A 17,506-nucleotide genomic window follows, 5' to 3' on the forward strand; every position below is an offset into this window, starting at 1 on the left:
TAAGATCAAAATATATTATTTTACATTATGAAAATACTTGTGGTAGAAGACGAGCTGGCATTGCTTGAAAGTATTCTGGACTATTTTACTGGTGAAGGAAATATTTGTCAATATGCAGCTGATTTCCATTCAGCGATGGAAAAAATAAGTATTTACAATTATGATTGTATCCTGCTTGATCTTGGTTTGCCAGGGGGAGAAGGGTTAAGTATTCTTAATAAAATAAAAGAACTTAAGAAAAAGGATGGCGTATTGATTATTTCTGCAAGACACTCACTGGATGATAAACTTGCCGGACTTGATCTTGGAGCTGATGATTACCTGGTTAAACCGTTCCACCTTTCAGAACTTAAAGCCAGGGTGAGTGCTATTGTGAGAAGAAAAAACTTTAATGGAGATAATATTATCATATTTAACGAGATTTCTGTTGATGTTTCTGGAATGTTAGTAAATGTAAATAAAGCAAACGTGATACTCACCAAAAAAGAGTTTGACTTACTGGTTTATTTTCTTTCCAATAAAAATAAAGTGGTTTCAAAAAATGCAATGGCAGAACACCTCTGGGGCGATGAAATGGACATGTCTGATGATTTTGATTTTATATATACTCATGTAAAAAATTTAAGAAAAAAACTGATGGAGGCAGGCGCTAAAGATTATTTGCGCTCACTTTATGGTATCGGTTATAAATTTAGCGAACGATGAGACTTTCGACTAATTACAACAGGGTAAACATTCTTACTTCTATTATAACTCTAATTATAACAGGTGGAATTTATTATCTTTTTATTCATTCCATTTTAACAGATAAACTTGATAAGGATTTAGCTGTTGAGGAAGATGAGATTCGCCAATATACAGCTACCTACGGCCAGTTACCTTTGCCTGCAAGTTTTATCGATCAGCAAGTTTCTTATAAAAAAATAAAGCTCGGTTCAGAAAAAAGGGATTTCTCTTACACGACTTATTTCAATTTGAAAGAAAAAGAAGAAGAACCTGGTCGAAGTCTTTTTACCTGGGTAAAATTACGTGAGCAGGTTTATGAGGTTAGGATTACCAAATCAAGACTAGAAGCTGAAGACTTAGTACGGGTGATTTTATTAATTACCCTTGCAGTAACTGTGATTTTGCTTGTTGCACTTTTGCTGATTAACAGGTTTTTGCTGAATAGGCTCTGGCAACCATTCTATAGCATCTTGAATCGAATAAAGGCATTTGAGGTGACTTCGACGGAAAATATAAAAGAAGAACCTACCAAAATTGATGAATTTATACAGCTGAATGCTTCTGTAAATGCAATGGCCGAAAAGGTTCGTAAAGATTACCGTGAACTCAAAAGTTTTACCGATAATGCTTCACACGAAATGATGACGCCCTTGGCAGTTATCAATTCCAAATTGGATTCACTGCTCCAAACCGAGTCTTTTACCGAACAACAGGGCGTATTGATAGAAGATATTTATCATGCTATTGGTAAATTATCGCGCTTGCACCAATCGTTGCTTTTGCTTGCGAAAATAGAAAACAACCTGATTTCTGATGTGCAGGAAGTTGATATGGCTGAATTAATCAGCGGTAAAATACGGCAATTTCATGAGCTCTTTGAACGAGATGAGCTGAAGATCGAATGGATATCGAATCCCCAAACTGTTAAAATGAGCAAATATTTGGCAGACATTTTATTAAATAATCTTTTCAGCAATGCGGTGAAGCACAATATACATGGGGGAGAGATTAACTTATTACTTGTAGATGAAAAATTAACTATTTCGAACTCTGGAAAAGATTTGAATATGCAAACTGATTTATTCGATCGCTTTTCAAAATCTGCTGAATCTGATGGAATGGGTTTGGGTTTGGCTATTACTAAGCAAATTTGCAACCTGTATGGATTTAGTTTGGAACATGCCAATCTCAACGGCAAACATTTTTTCTCTGTTTATTTTAATTCAGAATCCTAACTACAGAATTGCTTCATAATTGACTCGTAGCTTTAAATAAAAAAATAAAACTATGAAAAGATTTTTTGGAATTCTATTAGCAATAGTTTGCGCTGCAACTGCTGCAAATGCACAGAAGGTTAGTGGCGATAAAGTGCCTGCACCAGTTAAAACTTCCTTTGCAAAACTGCACCATGGAACCAAAGTTACTTGGGAAATGGAGAAAAAGGATTACGAAGCAGGCTTTATAGCCGCCGGAAAAGAAACCTCGGAAGTTTATTCTGCAATTGGAAAGCTTTTAGAAACTGAAGTGGAAATTAAAAGTGCTGAACTTCCTTCAGCTGTTCTTGCCAAATTAAAAGGCATGAAGATAGCTGAAGCCGCAAAAATTACCAAATCGGATGGTACGGTGAACTATGAAGCAGAAGTAAAGGGAAAAGACCTTATTTTTGATGCAAAAGGTAACTTGGTAAAACTTTAAGACATGGTTAGATTCTTCCTGACGGTTTCCGCTATTTTTATATTCAACCTTTTCGCTTTTTCGCAGACTACTGAATCTATCCTGATAACAAAACCTGATTCCCTTGGAAGCTGGTACACAGGAAAAGAGATTCCGAAACGTAAATTCAAAGCCACTGCTTTCATAGCACCTGTAGTTTTGATTGGTTACGGGTTTGCATCGGTTTATGATCATGGCGCATTAAGACAACTTGATGTGAGCACGAAAGCGGAGCTTCAGGAAGATCACCCTTTATTTGCCGCACACGTAGATGATTATCTTCAATTTGTTCCTGCAGCTGCCGTTTATGCCCTTAATCTATCAGGAATAAAAGGTAAACATAATTTATTTGATGCTTCCATGTTGTATGTCACTTCTGTTGCAATTATGGGGGCTTCTACACACTTTGTTAAGCAGGGTGTGGGGCGCATGAGGCCAAATGAGCGAGGGAATAACTCTTTCCCTTCCGGGCATACAGCATCATCCTTCATGGCTGCAGAATTCTTGTATCAGGAGTATAAAGACGTGAACCCATTGATTGGTTATGCAGGTTATTTTGTAGCTACAGCTACAGGAACCCTTCGGATGTATAATAACAAGCATTGGTTCAGCGATGTAGTTGCAGGTGCCGGTTTTGGTATAGCCTCTACCAAAATTTCCTATCTGGTCTATCCTTATATAAAAAGTCTGTTTACCACTAAGAAAGAAGGGAATTTTACTTTAATGCCTTTTCGGGGGCAGGGTGCGACAGGTTTAATGCTGTCTGGAAAATTTTAAAACGACAGCGTTGCTCCATAATTTCTCTTAACTTACTATTGAATTACGTTGGTAAGTTTCAATAGCTTTTTATTTGTTGCATAAAAATGAATAATCTTAATAAATATCTTTTTATCATTTGTCTCAGCCTCTTTGCTGTAAAGGCTTTTGCCCAGAATCCCACGCGAGATCTGGATTATTACCTGAATCAGGCACGCGCTTCAAGCCCGCTTTTGAAAGATCAGCAAAATCAGCAGAGATCATCAGGAATTGATAGCCTCATTATTAAAGCAACAGCAAAACCACAACTTACAGCTAATGGCGCTGGATTATACGCCCCAATTATCCGGGGTTACGGATATGATGAAGTGATTACGAACGGACATTCACTGGAGGGTTACCTTAAACTGGATTACGATTTGCTGAATAAAAAGCGCATCAGCAACCAGTTGGAGGGGGTTAAAATCCAGCGTGATTCCATACTTTATGCGAGCATGATTTCTCTTTATGACCTCAACCGATCGATAGTTGATCAATATCTGCTGGCCTATGGGAGCCAGGAACAACGTGACTTTAATAGAGAGGTTGTCTTTTTACTGGAAAAAGAAGAGGTATTGCTTAAACAACTAACCCGAAGCAATATTTACAAGCAATCAGAATACCTGACCTTTCTGGTTACCCTACAGCAACAGCAGCTGGCTGCGAAACAATCTGAATTACAGTTGCAAAATGATTATGCAACCTTGGCCTTTATTTCCGGTGTTATTGATACGACATCAATGCTTTTAACGCAGCCTAAAATTGATAATAGTGGAATACATACTGATAGAAATTTCTTCTTGCAAAAATTTTCCATTGATAGTTTGAAAAATGAAAATATAAGGCAGGAGATTAATCTAAGTTATAAACCTAAACTTGGGATTTATGCAAATGGTGGTTACAGCTCTTCCCTTATTTTACAACCTTATAAAAATTTTGGAGCCAGTGTTGGCTTTACTTTTTCAGTGCCCATTTATGATGGTCAACAAAGGAAAATGCAATATGATAAACTGGCGATATCTTCAAATACAATTTCAGCCTACAAAAATTTCTTTGTTAGTCAGCAAGCCCAGCAGTTAATCCTAATTCGTCAACAAATTGCCCAAACGGATGTACTTTTTGTAAAGATAAACGAGCAGATAAAATTTAGTAAAGCCCTTATAGATGTCGACAGTAAACTCCTTCATACTGGAGATTTGAGAATTGCAGACTTTGTAATTGCGATAAACAATTATATGGCTGCCCAGAACTTATTTAGGCAAACCACTATTAATCGGTTGAAACTTATCAATCAATACAACTATTGGAATAAATAATTATGAATGGATATCAAAAACAAATTAGCGGTAGGACCTCATCAATATTTATGTTTGGCATTATAATGTTTCTTTTTTCAAGCTGTGTAAACAATGCTCCAGAAGTAACAGCAGATGCTCCACTAACTGTTACCCCTGTTGAGGTCACTGGCGTAACTGATAGTGCTATGAATGATTATATAGATATCTCTGCTGTGTCAGCATATCTTGAGAAAAGCTTCGTAAAGGCCAATATCAATGGTTATGTGGAAAAGGCAAATATAAAATTGGGACAGCAAGTGGGCCGAGGTCAACTCCTTTTTTCACTTATCACAAAGGAAGCCCGATCTATCGGTAATACCGTAAATAAACTGGATCCCAATTTCAAGTTCTCCGGTGTATCTGTCATCAGCGCAGATGGAATGGGAATTGTAGTTCAGGTAAACCATCAGAAAGGTGACTATGTTCAGGATGGTGAAGCGATGGCAACGATAAGTAACCGAAACAGCCTTGTTTTTTTACTTGACCTGCCTTATGAGCTTAACCAGATAATTTCTGGCAATCAAAATCTGAATGTAATTCTTCCAGATGGTGTAGAACTTTCCGGAATGGTCTCTGGAACAATGCCTGCCGTTGACTCTCTTGCGCAAACACAACGTTACATCATAAAGGTTAATGCTAAAAAGGATATTCCCGAAGGGTTGATCGCTAAGGTGCGGTTAACCAAATCAGCCCATCCGAAAGCACGGATATTACCAAAATCAGCGATATTATCAAACGAAATAGAAGATGAATTCTGGGTAATGAAATTAATTAATGACTCCACAGCTATAAAGGTTATTGTTGAAAAAGGAATTGAAGGGGCTGGCAGTGTAGAGATTCTTAAACCAATATTTTCTAAAACAGATCGCATAATTAAAACAGGTAATTATGGCCTTGCTGATACTGCAAAAGTAAAGATCCAGAAGAAGCCATGAAAAACTTTTTTATAATTCATAAGAATTCTATCCTGGCGGTAATGGTCATCATCCTCGTTGGTGGCGTCTATTCTTTTTTTCACTTGAAAACCGGCCTCTTTCCGGAAATCACCTTTCCGAAAATTAAAATTATTGCTGATACAGAGCTGCAGCCCGTAGATAAAATGGTGGTAACTGTTACCCGCCCATTAGAAAATACAGTTAAACAGGTTCCTGAACTTCAGCTGATAAGAAGCACGACTAGTCGCGGCAGTTGCGAGCTTTCCGCTTATATGAACCCGGGTGCTGATATTGATTTGAGCCAACAGCGTATAGAATCGCAAATTGCAAAAATTAGTGCCACCCTTCCACCAGGCGTTAATATTTCGGTTGAAAAAATGAACCCTTCAATTCTGCCGGTTAGTGGATACAGTTTAGAAAGCCATAGCTATTCATCCGCAGAACTTAAAAAAATTGCAAATTTTACAGTAAAACCATTTCTTTCCCAGGTTTCCGGGGTCTCTGAGATTAGGGTCATTGGTGGTAAAACAAAAGAACTATGGATGGAGCTTGATGCTCAGCGTATGCAGGTTCTCGGTATTACTCCGGATTTGATAAACCAGGCCCTTTTACAAACTAATTTTATAAAATCTAACGGTTATTTATCAGATAATAATTTCCTGTATTTATCCATTACCGATGCCTCAGTTAAGACAAAAACAGATTTAGAAAATCTTGTGCTTACTCGTAAGGGGAATAGGATTGTGAAGGTTAATGATATTGCTAAAGTTAGTTTTCAGCAGAGTGTAGAATATACCAGGATAAATGCGAATGGATACGATGGAGTCTTGATTGCGGTGATTAAACAACCGAACGCAAATTTGATTGACCTGTCTAGTGAGATGAAAGCAAAGGTCGCCCAATTAAAAAACATCCTGCCTCCTGGAATTACGATTAAACCATATTACTTACAGGCAGATTTTGTAAATGAATCCGTTAAAAGTGTAAGGGATAGTTTATTTATAGGCCTTACATTGGCCATGATTGTTGCCGTTATTTTTCTCCGCTCTTTAAAAGCCAGTGCTACCATTCTTATTACGATTCCTATAACGCTGTGCCTGACCGTGATCTTCTTATTGGGGATTGGATACACCCTTAATATAATGACCTTAGGTGCCATTGCGGCAGCAATTGGTTTAATTATAGACGATGCGATCGTGGTTGTGGAGCAAATTCATCGTACACATGAAGAGCATCCGGAGGAGCCGACGATAAAATTGCTTGGAAAGGCCATAAGCTATTTATTTCCTGCAATGTTAGGATCATCAATCAGTACGATTGTGATCTTTGTGCCTTTCATACTGATGACGGGGGTAGTCGGATCATATTTTCAGGTGATGACCAATACGATGATAATCATCTTAGTCTGCTCGTTTTTTGTAACTTGGATTGCTTTGCCGGTTATTTATTTATTGTTAACAAAAAACCCATCAGAAAGGTCGGCAGGAAAAGAAGTAATTGTACATGAAGTAAAACCCCAGAACTGGGTGCGTTATTTTATCATGCGTCCTTACATTACTTTTATTTTCCTATTGATGCTCGTTGCGTCCATTGCAATAGTTTTCCCAAGATTGCAAACAGGATTTTTACCCGAAATGGACGAAGGAAGTATTGTTCTGGATTATTCTACCCCACCAGGAACATCGCTTGAAGAGACTGACAGAATGCTTAAAGAGGTTGAAAAGGAAATCGTTAAAATTCCTGATGTACAGGCTTACTCAAGAAGAACCGGTACGCAGATGGGCTTCTTTATTACCGAGCCTAATACCGGTGATTATTTAATTCAGCTTAAGGCGAATAGGACCAAGCGTACTGAGGAGGTGATAGCAGCTATAAGAGCTCATATAGAAAGTACCCAGCCAGGACTTGTTGTAGATTTCGGGCAGGTTATTGGCGATATGCTAGGGGATTTAATGAGCTCTACCCAGCCAATTGAAATTAAAGTATTTGGCGGCGACCAGCAAAAGTTACAGGGACTATCCAAACAGATAGCCGAATTGGTATCTAAGGTTAGCGGAACTGCAGATGTTTTTGATGGAATTGTGCTTTCAGGCCCTACAGTAAACATAGTGCCAAATTATGCAGCACTTGCCCAATATGGCATTACGCCCTTATCCTTTCAGCAGCAATTGCAAACCGCCATGCAGGGCAGTGTTATCGGTGAGATGTACGACAAACAGCAGCTTTCTCCGATAAGGATGGTCTACCCCGGAAGCCGGAAATTCGGGACATCAGCTATTTCAACAATCAAGATATTCCTGAACGATGGAACGGCAATCCCCATACAGAATCTGGCTAAGGTTGAACTTAAAATGGGTAATGCAGAGGTAATGCGAGAGAACCTGCAGACCATTGGTGCAATTACCGCACGACTGGATAATCGGGACCTTGGAAGCGTGATGAAGGATATTCAGTCAGTTATTAAGTCTAATGTGAATTTACCCTCAGGATATCATATGGAATATGGAGGTGCCTACAAAGAGCAGCAAAAATCTTTTTCAGAACTTTTAACCATTCTTATTGCTTCAAGCTTATTGGTGTTTACCGTTATATTATTTCTTTTTAGAGATTTTCGTGTAGCTTTTATTATCATCCTCGTTTCCGTACTGGGCATTTCGGGTAGCTACATTGGTTTATTAATTACCGGTACACCTTTGAATGTTGGGAGCTATACAGGTTTAATTATGATTGTAGGTATTATTGGAGAGAATGCGATATTTACTTTCCTTCAATTTAAGGAATCGCTTCACGATAAAAATGTCGATGACGCCATTACTTTTGCCATTTCCACACGTTTACGTCCAAAATTAATGACTGCTTTAGGTGCCATAATCGCACTAATGCCCTTAGCATTAGGTATTGGTGCGGGAGCTCAGTTGCATCAGCCTCTTGCTATTTCAGTTATCGGTGGTTTCCTAGTGGCGCTACCACTATTATTGATTGTGCTGCCGACTTTAATCAGAAGGTTTTATAAACATAATCCGTTGCCAAATGAGAGAATGGGTTAATAAAATTACGAAAGACAAGAAATTGGAACTTATTTTTCAACTTCTTGCCATGATAGCCTTAATGGGTTTCATACTCCTTACAGCGCTTATTGTGATTTATCCGACTGGAATAATTGATAAATGGTTTTCTCTTGAGATACAGGAAAATTCAAGCCCGCTTTTCGATGTAATGATGACAGCCATTAGCACACCAGGGTATATGAAAGTTACCATCCCATTGGTTATTGGAATGGCGGCAATATTTCTGTTTTTTAAGAAAACCAGGCAATCATTATTTATTGCGCTAACCTTGCTCTCGGGTTTATTCAGTTCAGTTGTAAAATACTTTGTAAACCGACCCAGACCAGCAAAAGATTTAGTCCGTATAATTGAAATCACCCGCCAGCAAAGTTTTCCCAGTGGGCATGTGACTTTCTATACCGTTTTTTTTGGCTTCCTAATTTTTCTGATGTACAGCATCAAAGAAATTCCTCAGATACTTAGATTATCCGTTGCAACCATTTCTGCATTATTCATTATGATGATATCCATATCAAGAATATATCTTGGAGCGCATTGGCTAACAGATGTACTTGGAGGTTATTTCCTCGGAAGCATTGTGCTTTATAGCTTGGTCTATTTATATAAAAAATAAACAACACCAATAAAAATAATTCCAACTTAAAAATATAAAACGAAAAGGAAATTATTAGCGATCATGCAGATTTCAACAGCTGCCCTTTCCGGAAGTGCACAAAAGAAAACCGGTTTACGTATTCTTGCTATCCGTAAAAAACCATAATACCTCAGGAGATTATGGAATTGCCATCGCAGGAGAATTTGGTAAACGCTATTCGACTAATGGAAAATCTGGGAACCTGTACCGTATTTGATCTGAGAAATTTCATAGTGATTCTTCAAATTACAGTGGAGAAAAACCCGTATGCAAATTTTTTAAGGATTATGCTAAAAAGGTAGTAGTTTTCAATGGAAAGAGTCAGGATGCGACATTATCGATGCACAGCTTGATAAAGTTTTGATGAGTATTCCGCTCGGTGGAAAACCAGAATCTGGTGTATCAGTTGGAAAAGTTTCTGGGCTCATTTACAGTTGATTTTAAAAAAAAAGTACGAGGAGGATAAAGAATGTACAAAGCGGTTTAAAATATATAGATACGCTGTATTTGACCTGATTGGAAAAGAAGCCTTCAATAATTTTCTGGAGGAGAAAAAAAGCACGTTTTTTTTAGTAAATAGTAAGTAGGAAAATGTAGACCTCATAATTAAAGGCGTTCAAGTAGCTTATCATAACACTATTGCAGCGATACGCTTTAAAGAATGAGATTATTTGGCTGCAATTGTAAATTATCTAAATAAATAGTATAAAATAGTTTACTTTTTGTTTATTAATATGTATACAATTGTTTACCTTTGATTATCTCAAAACAGAAAGAGAGATGAAATGGAATGAGCTACTTAAGAAAATGAAAAAGGCCGGATATGTTTATCTGCGAGATGCGAAAGGTAGCCATGAGATTTGGCATCACCCGGAAATCAAGGGAAGCGAGGAAACAATCGCAAAGCATGGATCAAAGGAAATAGGAACCGGACTAGCAAAAAAGATTCTAAAACGGGCAGGGCTTAAGTAACCTGCTTTTTAATTATAATAGGTTCTACAAGCCATTTTGTAGTGTTTTCGTGCGTTAATAGAATGATCAGAGAACACATAAAAAAGAAAAATAGCCACTAATGAAAAAGATCGTATTTATTGTTGAAAAAACCGCAGATGGTTTTTCAGCTTATGCGGAGGATGATAATATCCACGCATCAACATCAGGCGATACAATGGCCGAATTAAGAACAAACATTGTAGATGCTTATAACTCAATAGCCGAATTAAAAGGCTTACCAGAGGTAACAATTGACACTATTAATATTCAGCTTGACTTACCTCAATTTTTTGAATACTATAAAATTATTAATGCAAGCGCATTAGGATCTCGTATAGGAATGGATAAAACATTACTATCACAATACATTAATGGCCATAAAAAAGCAGGACCGAAACAGGTGCAGCGCATTATGAATGGAATAAAGCAATTAGGCAGTGAACTGTCATCTTTAGAATTGGCATAAAAACAAAAGATGTCTATCTGAAAATTCGCCTGTAAAAAAATGGATTGTATATAAATCTGCATATTGACAATTAAAAAACCCTGTAAGTAGTTAACTTACAGGGTTTTAAACGTTGTGTCAGTACTCAGAGCGGGAATCGAACCCGCACGACTTTTAAGGTCACAGGATTTTAAGTCCTGCGTGTCTACCAGTTCCACCATCTGAGCAGGTGTTAAACCTTTTAAAATTAAAAACCCTCAATGAAGAAGGCTTTTAGAGCGAAAGACGAGATTCGAACTCGCGACCCCGACCTTGGCAAGGTCGTGCTCTACCAACTGAGCTACTTTCGCATTTTGTTGTCCTCATCCGAGGTCTAATAAACTAAGAAGCTTTTCGATATTTGAATAAGTTTCTTTCGTTTTGGTGATGCAAATATAGGCACAATTCTATCTCCTGCAAGTTATTTTTAAAAAAAAATCTTAGGTTTCTAGTAAGTTATTGTTTTTCAGCACCTCTAAAATTAAATTATGTTCGAAACCTCTGGTCAAAAGATGGGTTATTAGCTTATGTTTTCTTTTAAATGGATCTTTTTCCGTTATTATCCTCAGTTTTTTTTCCGCGCAATCTTGTAGCGTACTTAAATAATCGTCTTCATTTATACCATTAAGTGCACGGGTGATCATTTTTTCAGGTACCTTTTTCAACTTCAAGCCCTGTTTAATTTTAATTTTCCCCCACTTATTGATGTTAAATTTTCCAGAAACATAAGCTTTAGAGAATCTTTCTTCATTTAGAAAGTTCGTTAAAATTAATTCTGTGATCAGTTCTTCTACATCATTAGTGTATAAACCCCATTCATATAGTTTATTTCTGATCTCATATTGTGAGCGTTCCTGATAGGCACAATAGTGCTCCGCTTTAGCTAATGCAACTTTCTTATCTAAAACGACCGGTTTTTTGTTGTTAGTTTCCAATACTACAATATTACAAATATCTCCTCAACTCCTGTTTATTTAGTTTGCAGTAATCTTTAATGCTTTTTTATTATTACGCTTAACCTATAATTGGGGGCTGTCCATGACCCTTTAACCAATATATTTGTTCTTTATGTAGAATGTATTTTTCAGTAAAAAGCTATAATTTAGTCAGTCTGCACAACGGTTTTACTAAAATTACCTACATTAGTCTGCATGAAAACCAGCTACCGTAAGGTTGTAATAAAAATAGGATCAAATGTATTAACGCGTGAAGATGGTCTACCAGATCAAAACCGTATCGAACACCTGGTAGAACAACTGTCTGCTATTAAAAAACAAGGTATAGAAGTAGTCGTTGTTTCTTCTGGTGCTGTAGCTTCCGGAAGAAGTCTGATAAAAATCCAGGAAAAGCAAAATACAGTAGCAGCACGCCAGCTTCTTGCTTCCATTGGCCAAATTAAGCTCATCAATACTTACATGCAACTGTTTGAAAAACAAGAACTTATCTGTTCACAGGTTTTGGTGACCAAAGAGGATTTCAGGGACAGGATGCATTACTTGAATATAAAGAATTGTCTGGAAATATTACTCCAATACCATGTTATTCCTATTGTAAATGAAAATGATGTCGTATCCGTAACCGAGTTAATGTTTACCGATAATGACGAGCTTGCCGGATTAATTGCCTCTATGCTCAATGCGGATGCTTTAATTATCCTTTCTAATGTTGATGGCATTTATAATGGCGACCCAAAAACAGCAGGTACAACCGTTATAGAAAAAATTAAGCCCGGTGCCCAAAACCTTTCCTCCTTTATTACCACAGCAAAATCTGGATTTGGAAGAGGTGGAATGGTGACTAAACTTTCTATGGCTCAAAAAATCGCCAAATTAGGAATACCTGTCCACATCGCTAATGGTACAAGAGACAATATTATTATTGATGTTTTAACAGAAAACGTAATACACACACACTTTTTAGCGGAGAAAAATACTTCAGGGAAAAAGAAGTGGATTGCACATTCAGAGAATTCAGCAACTGGTGTAGTTAAACTTAATCTTGGTGCCCAACAAGCGTTGATATCAGGTAAAGCGAGCAGCCTATTGCCCATTGGAATCGTTGAGCTGCAGTCAGCATTTATGAAAGGTGATATCATTAAATTAATAGGGGAGGACAATAAGCTAATTGGTTTAGGAATTGCAGAATATGGTATTGATAAAGCCAGAGAAAGAATTGGCTTGAAAGGGCAGAAACCTTTAGTACATTATAATTATTTTTATGCGATTAGTTAGTCATTATTAGAATTTAATAAGATCATGGAATACCAAATTTACTTCCAAAATAGCCTCAAAGCAAAGAAAGATATTTCTCTGCTTACCAATGACGAAATCAATAAAATATTATTGGAATTGGCTGATGCTGTGGAGGAAAGCATACCTTTATTAATAAAGGAAAATCAGAAGGACTTGGATCAAATGTCTGACACGGATCCTAAATACGACCGGCTAAAACTAACTGCAGTGAGTATCGCTGCCATTTCATCCGATATTAGAAAAGTTGCTAAACTTCCTAACCCTTTAGGAGTAGTTTTATCGGAGCAAGTAATGCCCAATGGATTGCATATTTCTAAAGTTAGGGTGCCACTGGGCATTGTAGGTGTTATTTATGAGGCACGCCCAAATGTGACCCTTGATGTTTTTACTTTATGTTTTAAAACGGGTAATGTTTGCATCTTAAAGGGAGGCAGTGATGCTGAATTTTCTAATCAAGCGATTATATCGGTTATTCACCAGGTTTTAAATGCACATAACCTTAATTCAGCTTTTGTTACGCTTCTGCCTTCAGAACGTGCAGCCACTCATGCCTTGCTTCAGGCCAGAGGTTTTGTTGATGTGTTGATCCCTCGCGGTAGTCAGCAGCTCATTAACTACGTTCGTGAAAGTAGCAAAATTCCTGTTATAGAAACTGGTGCAGGTATTGTACATGTATATTTTGATGCTCAGGGTGATTTAAATAAAGGTAAAGGGATCATTTTCAATGCTAAAACCAGGCGTGTGAGTGTTTGTAATGCACTGGATTGTTTGCTGGTTCATCAAGACCGCCTTAACGACTTACCCGAACTGCTGCAGCCTTTAATAGCAGAGAATGTAACGCTTTTTGCTGATGATGCGGCTTTCAGCCAATTAAAGAATAGTTATCCTGGCCATTTACTTCAAGTTGCCAAACCTGAACATTATGGTACAGAGTTTTTGGACTATAAATTGGCCGTTAAAACTGTCGAAGATATCAATGAAGCCCTTAATCATATTGCTGAAAACAGCTCAAAGCACAGCGAAGCCATCGTTTCTGAAAACCCTAACCATATAGCGTTGTTTTTAAACCAGGTAGATGCCGCAGCTGTCTATGCTAATGCTTCAACAGCTTTTACTGATGGCGGACAATTTGGACTGGGTGCAGAAATCGGTATCTCGACTCAAAAACTCCATGCCCGCGGACCAATGGGCCTGGAGGAATTGACTAGTTACAAATGGTTAGTTTGGGGAGAAGGACAAATAAGATAATATGGAACTTATTCATACCATGAAACATTTGGCAGTACTGTTAAATGCAAAATCATTTATAGGAAACCCCAGTGCGGTGATCGAGAACCTAGTTATTGACAGTAGGAGTATCATCAATCCCGAATGTGCCTTGTTTTGTGCTTTATCTGCACAGAGAGATGGACATGAATATATAAAAGATGCTTTTGACCATGGTATCCGGAACTTTTTAATCAGCGATGAAAATTATTTTGGGCTGTATGCTGATGCCAATTTCTTGTTAGTAGAAAATGTAACTGTCGCGTTACAAAGTTTAGCGAAATACAAACGCGAACTTTACGCCATCCCCATTATTGCCATCACTGGCAGTAATGGGAAAACCATGGTTAAAGAATGGTTGTACCAATTATTGGCGCACGAATATAATATCGCCAGAAGTCCCAGAAGTTATAATTCTCAAATTGGGGTGCCCTTGTCTTTGTGGCAAATTAATGAAGAACATACCCTAGGGATATTTGAGGCTGGCGTGTCAAAAAATGGGGAGATGCATGCTTTAGCAGAAATAATTAGGCCCACTATTGGCATCCTCACTAATATTGGTGAGGCTCATGCCGAAGGTTTCTCCACAAGTAAAGATAAATTACTGGAGAAATTAAAACTCTTTGTTGACACCGAACTGTTCATTTATTCTCCTGATTATATTCATGGTATTCCTGAAAAGGAATTGCCTGGTGTGAGGAAGTTTTCCTGGAGCACTACGCAAAATGCGGATTTGAAAATCATGTTTATTGAACCTATCGAGCAGCAAACTTATATTAGTGCTTTTTATAATGGCGCCACTATTGAATGTCTTCTGCCTTTCAGGGATAAGGCTTCTATAGAAAATGGTATCATTTGCTGGGCTGCTTTACTGGCCTTGGGTTATGCTCCTGACACAGCAGACTTGCGTTTAGAGAAATTATCCCGTATTAGCATGCGCCTGGAATTAAAGAATGGCATCAATCAGTGTTCCATCATCGACGATTCATACAGTGCTGATATTTCTTCTCTGGCTATAGCCCTGGATTTTCTTAACATACAAAATCAACACTTAAAAAAGACGCTTATCCTTTCTGATTTACAGGAAACAGGTAAAAGTAATGAAGCCCTGTATGAGGAGATTGCTTCTTTAATCAGACAAAAACAGGTGAACCGGTTAATTGGGATCGGGCCGAATATTTCTGACTTTGCATCACTTTTTGAGCTCGAGACTAAATTTTACAATTCTACACAGGCATTTATAGATGATTTTCCTGGTCAGCATTTTGCTAATGAAACCATTTTAGTAAAAGGTGCCCGAAAGTTTGAATTTGAACGTATCAGTAAATTGCTTGCCCAAAAACTTCATGATACAGTCATGGAAATAAATTTAAATGCCCTCGCTAGCAATCTTCGTTTTTATAAATCAAAGTTAAATGCCGGCGTAAGGGTGATGGCCATGGTTAAAGCTTTTTCTTATGGCAGCGGAAGTTTTGAAATTGCTAATGTTTTGCAATACCACAAAGTAGATTACCTTGCGGTTGCTTTTGCTGATGAAGGTATAGCGTTAAGAAAAGCTGGCATTACCTTGCCTATTATGGTAATGAGTCCTGAGCCTTCCGCTTTCGAGGCCATTGTGAAGTATAAACTGGAACCTGAACTTTATAATCTTGATATTTTTAAGGGGTTTTTGAGTTTTCTGGAAGATCATGAACATGCTTATCCTGTACATTTAAAAATCGATACTGGTATGCACAGGTTAGGTTTTGAAGAAACAGAAATAGGCGATTTATTAACAACGCTCAAAGTTGCAGATAAATTCAAAGTGATGTCTGTTTTTTCTCACCTGGTGGGTAGCGATGAACAACAGCACGATACATTTAGTGAGTACCAGATAGATCGGTTTTTAGTAATTACAGAAAGAATTGAAGAAGAATTGGGCTATAAATTTATCAAGCATATCGCCAATACTGCTGCCATCACTAGGTTTCCTGCAGCGCAATTAGATATGGTGCGGATAGGCATTGGCTTATATGGTTTTGATGCTGGCTTACCCAACAATAAGGGCTTACAAACGGTTGCAGTTTTAAAAACAACAGTCACACAAATCAAACACCTTAAAAGCACCGAAACTATAGGTTACGGTCGTCGTGGTGCATTGCCAGATGGTGGTTCCATTGCAACGGTAAAAATAGGCTATGCCGATGGTTACCGCCGTGACTTTGGTCACGGGGTTGGCAAAATGCTGATCCATGGTAAAATGTTTTCTACTATTGGTTCCATTTGTATGGATATGTGTATGCTTGATGTAACAGGAGTTGATGTGGAGAACGGTGATGAAGTCATTGTTTTTAATGATTTTCTGACCATTGCAGATTTAGCAAGGCAAATACACACAATTCCGTATGAGATACTCACAAATATTTCGCAAAGGGTGAAACGTATCTATTTTTATGAGTAATTTTGGGGCATGAACAGAATTGGAAGAGCCTTACTAAATTACCTTATCAAAGGATTGCTGATTGTATTGCCCATTTCTTTAAGTGTTCTGATTGTTATCTGGGGCGTAACCAATGTAGATAGCTGGCTGAATGTGAATAACATTCTGGGAGTAGATCCAACAACTGGTGCGAGTAGAAATATTCCTGGCTTAGGTCTGGCCTTAGTTCTAGGAATTATACTTGTTGCTGGTATTTTTGTTACCAATTTTGTAACCGAACCTATGTTAAGGTGGTTTCAGAAAATAATGAACCGCTTACCAATTCTCAAATTTATTTATTCATCCATTAAAGACCTTACGGAAGCTTTTGTTGGTGATGAAAAGAAATTCAATCAGCCGGTATTGGTGGAGGTAGAGGGAGAATTAAAAAGGATTGGATTTCTAACACGGAGTGATTTGGAAGCTATTGGTCTTCCAGGGGAAGCGGTCGTATATTTTCCTTTTTCGTATTCTTTTGCCGGACAAGTATATGTGGTGAAAAGGGATAAAATAAGTTTGTTGAAAATGAGTGCGGCTGATGCTATGAAACTTGTTGTTTCTGGTGGGGTAAGTCATTTTAAAGCAACAGTCTGATAACATCAATGTTTCCGATGATTTTCTTTTAATACCTCTGGTTCAATTCCTTTTAGGAATTGATATTTCAAATTGATGTTTTTTTCACAACCCTTTAGTGTTTAATAAAAATTATCTCTTTGAGATTGGTATGTATTCTCTAATATGCATATTTTTGTAACTACTCAGGTACTTTAAAAGATTTGACTGTTTTCAGCCCTTGTAATCGTTGTTAGTTTAGGGGCAGTTTCAAAATTCAAATAAAATGGCTG

Annotated in this window: 15 protein-coding genes and 2 tRNA genes; 14 read left to right on the plus strand and 3 right to left on the minus strand. The window is 37.6% G+C overall.

Features of this window, described 5'->3' with window-relative positions:
* Positions 1-27: 27 nt before the first annotated feature.
* The 10 genes from AAKU52_RS13515 (at position 28) to AAKU52_RS13560 (ending at position 10,667) form a co-directional block, all read left to right on the plus strand.
* Positions 28-705, plus strand: coding sequence for a response regulator transcription factor (locus AAKU52_RS13515; protein ID WP_354334367.1), 678 nt, complete (start codon positions 28-30; stop codon positions 703-705).
* Positions 702-1,961 (plus strand): sensor histidine kinase, encoded by a 1,260-nt coding sequence (locus tag AAKU52_RS13520; protein WP_354334369.1) that lies wholly within the window; start codon positions 702-704, stop codon positions 1,959-1,961. The genes AAKU52_RS13515 and AAKU52_RS13520 overlap by 4 nt, the downstream gene beginning before the upstream one ends.
* A gap of 52 nt (positions 1,962-2,013) precedes the next feature.
* Positions 2,014-2,421 carry a hypothetical protein gene (locus AAKU52_RS13525; RefSeq protein ID WP_354334371.1) on the plus strand — a complete coding sequence of 136 codons (408 nt, stop codon included), beginning with the start codon at positions 2,014-2,016 and terminating at the stop codon, positions 2,419-2,421.
* A 3-nt stretch (positions 2,422-2,424) separates the two neighbouring features.
* Complete coding sequence (locus tag AAKU52_RS13530) at positions 2,425-3,216, plus strand: phosphatase PAP2 family protein (protein WP_354334373.1); 792 nt, start codon at positions 2,425-2,427, stop codon at positions 3,214-3,216.
* A gap of 86 nt (positions 3,217-3,302) precedes the next feature.
* The gene (locus AAKU52_RS13535; protein ID WP_354334375.1) at positions 3,303-4,550 is read left to right on the plus strand and encodes a TolC family protein; all 1,248 of its coding nucleotides are present in this window, start codon (positions 3,303-3,305) and stop codon (positions 4,548-4,550) included.
* Positions 4,551-4,600: 50 nt separating this feature from the next.
* The gene (locus AAKU52_RS13540) at positions 4,601-5,506 is read left to right on the plus strand and encodes an efflux RND transporter periplasmic adaptor subunit (protein WP_354334378.1); all 906 of its coding nucleotides are present in this window, start codon (positions 4,601-4,603) and stop codon (positions 5,504-5,506) included.
* Positions 5,503-8,553, plus strand: coding sequence for an efflux RND transporter permease subunit (locus tag AAKU52_RS13545; protein WP_354334380.1), 3,051 nt, complete (start codon positions 5,503-5,505; stop codon positions 8,551-8,553). Before AAKU52_RS13540 ends, AAKU52_RS13545 begins: the two co-directional genes overlap by 4 nt.
* A complete protein-coding gene (locus AAKU52_RS13550) occupies positions 8,537-9,187 on the plus strand; it encodes a phosphatase PAP2 family protein (protein WP_354334382.1) in 651 nt (216 codons plus the stop codon). The genes AAKU52_RS13545 and AAKU52_RS13550 overlap by 17 nt, the downstream gene beginning before the upstream one ends.
* 765 nt (positions 9,188-9,952) lie before the next feature.
* Positions 9,953-10,180 (plus strand): type II toxin-antitoxin system HicA family toxin, encoded by a 228-nt coding sequence (locus tag AAKU52_RS13555; RefSeq protein ID WP_354334385.1) that lies wholly within the window; start codon positions 9,953-9,955, stop codon positions 10,178-10,180.
* Between the two features lie 100 nt (positions 10,181-10,280).
* On the plus strand, positions 10,281-10,667 hold the full coding sequence (locus tag AAKU52_RS13560) for a hypothetical protein (protein ID WP_354334387.1): 387 nt from the start codon (positions 10,281-10,283) through the stop codon (positions 10,665-10,667).
* A 121-nt stretch (positions 10,668-10,788) separates the two neighbouring features.
* Here the strand turns inward: AAKU52_RS13560 and AAKU52_RS13565 are convergent.
* The 3 genes from AAKU52_RS13565 to AAKU52_RS13575 all read right to left on the minus strand — a co-directional run bounded on the left by AAKU52_RS13565 (position 10,789) and on the right by AAKU52_RS13575 (position 11,620).
* A tRNA-Leu gene (locus AAKU52_RS13565) sits at positions 10,789-10,873 on the minus strand.
* A gap of 50 nt (positions 10,874-10,923) precedes the next feature.
* Positions 10,924-10,996, minus strand: a tRNA-Gly gene (locus AAKU52_RS13570).
* 129 nt (positions 10,997-11,125) lie between these two features.
* The gene (locus tag AAKU52_RS13575; RefSeq protein WP_354334389.1) at positions 11,126-11,620 is read right to left on the minus strand and encodes a regulatory protein RecX; all 495 of its coding nucleotides are present in this window, start codon (positions 11,618-11,620) and stop codon (positions 11,126-11,128) included.
* Positions 11,621-11,836: 216 nt separating this feature from the next.
* On the opposite strand from AAKU52_RS13575, the gene proB reads away from it, so the two are divergent.
* From proB to AAKU52_RS13595, 4 genes are read left to right on the plus strand one after another with little or no spacing between them, the layout of a single operon-like run.
* Positions 11,837-12,916, plus strand: a complete 1,080-nt coding sequence (proB, locus tag AAKU52_RS13580) for a glutamate 5-kinase (protein WP_354334391.1) — start codon at positions 11,837-11,839, stop codon at positions 12,914-12,916.
* 24 nt (positions 12,917-12,940) lie between these two features.
* Positions 12,941-14,185 carry a glutamate-5-semialdehyde dehydrogenase gene (locus tag AAKU52_RS13585; RefSeq protein ID WP_354334393.1) on the plus strand — a complete coding sequence of 415 codons (1,245 nt, stop codon included), beginning with the start codon at positions 12,941-12,943 and terminating at the stop codon, positions 14,183-14,185.
* A gap of 1 nt (position 14,186) precedes the next feature.
* Complete coding sequence (locus tag AAKU52_RS13590) at positions 14,187-16,643, plus strand: bifunctional UDP-N-acetylmuramoyl-tripeptide:D-alanyl-D-alanine ligase/alanine racemase (protein WP_354334395.1); 2,457 nt, start codon at positions 14,187-14,189, stop codon at positions 16,641-16,643.
* Between the two features lie 9 nt (positions 16,644-16,652).
* Positions 16,653-17,255 (plus strand): DUF502 domain-containing protein, encoded by a 603-nt coding sequence (locus AAKU52_RS13595; protein WP_354334397.1) that lies wholly within the window; start codon positions 16,653-16,655, stop codon positions 17,253-17,255.
* Positions 17,256-17,506 lie beyond the last annotated feature (251 nt).

The sequence above is a fragment of the Pedobacter sp. CG_S7 genome (assembly GCF_040544395.1).
In the GTDB taxonomy this organism is placed as follows: Bacteria; Bacteroidota; Bacteroidia; order Sphingobacteriales; family Sphingobacteriaceae; genus Pedobacter.

Excerpts from the sequence above, each read along its gene's own strand:
- AAKU52_RS13515 (WP_354334367.1), top strand. The coding sequence starts at position 28 with ATGAAAATACTTGTGGTAGAAGACGAGCTGGCATTGCTTGAAAGTATT.
- AAKU52_RS13520 (WP_354334369.1), top strand. The coding sequence starts at position 702 with ATGAGACTTTCGACTAATTACAACAGGGTAAACATTCTTACTTCTATT.
- AAKU52_RS13525 (WP_354334371.1), top strand. The coding sequence starts at position 2,014 with ATGAAAAGATTTTTTGGAATTCTATTAGCAATAGTTTGCGCTGCAACT.
- AAKU52_RS13530 (WP_354334373.1), top strand. The coding sequence starts at position 2,425 with ATGGTTAGATTCTTCCTGACGGTTTCCGCTATTTTTATATTCAACCTT.
- AAKU52_RS13535 (WP_354334375.1), top strand. The coding sequence starts at position 3,303 with ATGAATAATCTTAATAAATATCTTTTTATCATTTGTCTCAGCCTCTTT.
- AAKU52_RS13540 (WP_354334378.1), top strand. The coding sequence starts at position 4,601 with ATGTTTGGCATTATAATGTTTCTTTTTTCAAGCTGTGTAAACAATGCT.
- AAKU52_RS13545 (WP_354334380.1), top strand. The coding sequence starts at position 5,503 with ATGAAAAACTTTTTTATAATTCATAAGAATTCTATCCTGGCGGTAATG.
- AAKU52_RS13550 (WP_354334382.1), top strand. The coding sequence starts at position 8,537 with ATGAGAGAATGGGTTAATAAAATTACGAAAGACAAGAAATTGGAACTT.
- AAKU52_RS13560 (WP_354334387.1), top strand. The coding sequence starts at position 10,281 with ATGAAAAAGATCGTATTTATTGTTGAAAAAACCGCAGATGGTTTTTCA.
- proB (WP_354334391.1), top strand. The coding sequence starts at position 11,837 with ATGAAAACCAGCTACCGTAAGGTTGTAATAAAAATAGGATCAAATGTA.
- AAKU52_RS13585 (WP_354334393.1), top strand. The coding sequence starts at position 12,941 with ATGGAATACCAAATTTACTTCCAAAATAGCCTCAAAGCAAAGAAAGAT.
- AAKU52_RS13590 (WP_354334395.1), top strand. The coding sequence starts at position 14,187 with ATGGAACTTATTCATACCATGAAACATTTGGCAGTACTGTTAAATGCA.
- AAKU52_RS13595 (WP_354334397.1), top strand. The coding sequence starts at position 16,653 with ATGAACAGAATTGGAAGAGCCTTACTAAATTACCTTATCAAAGGATTG.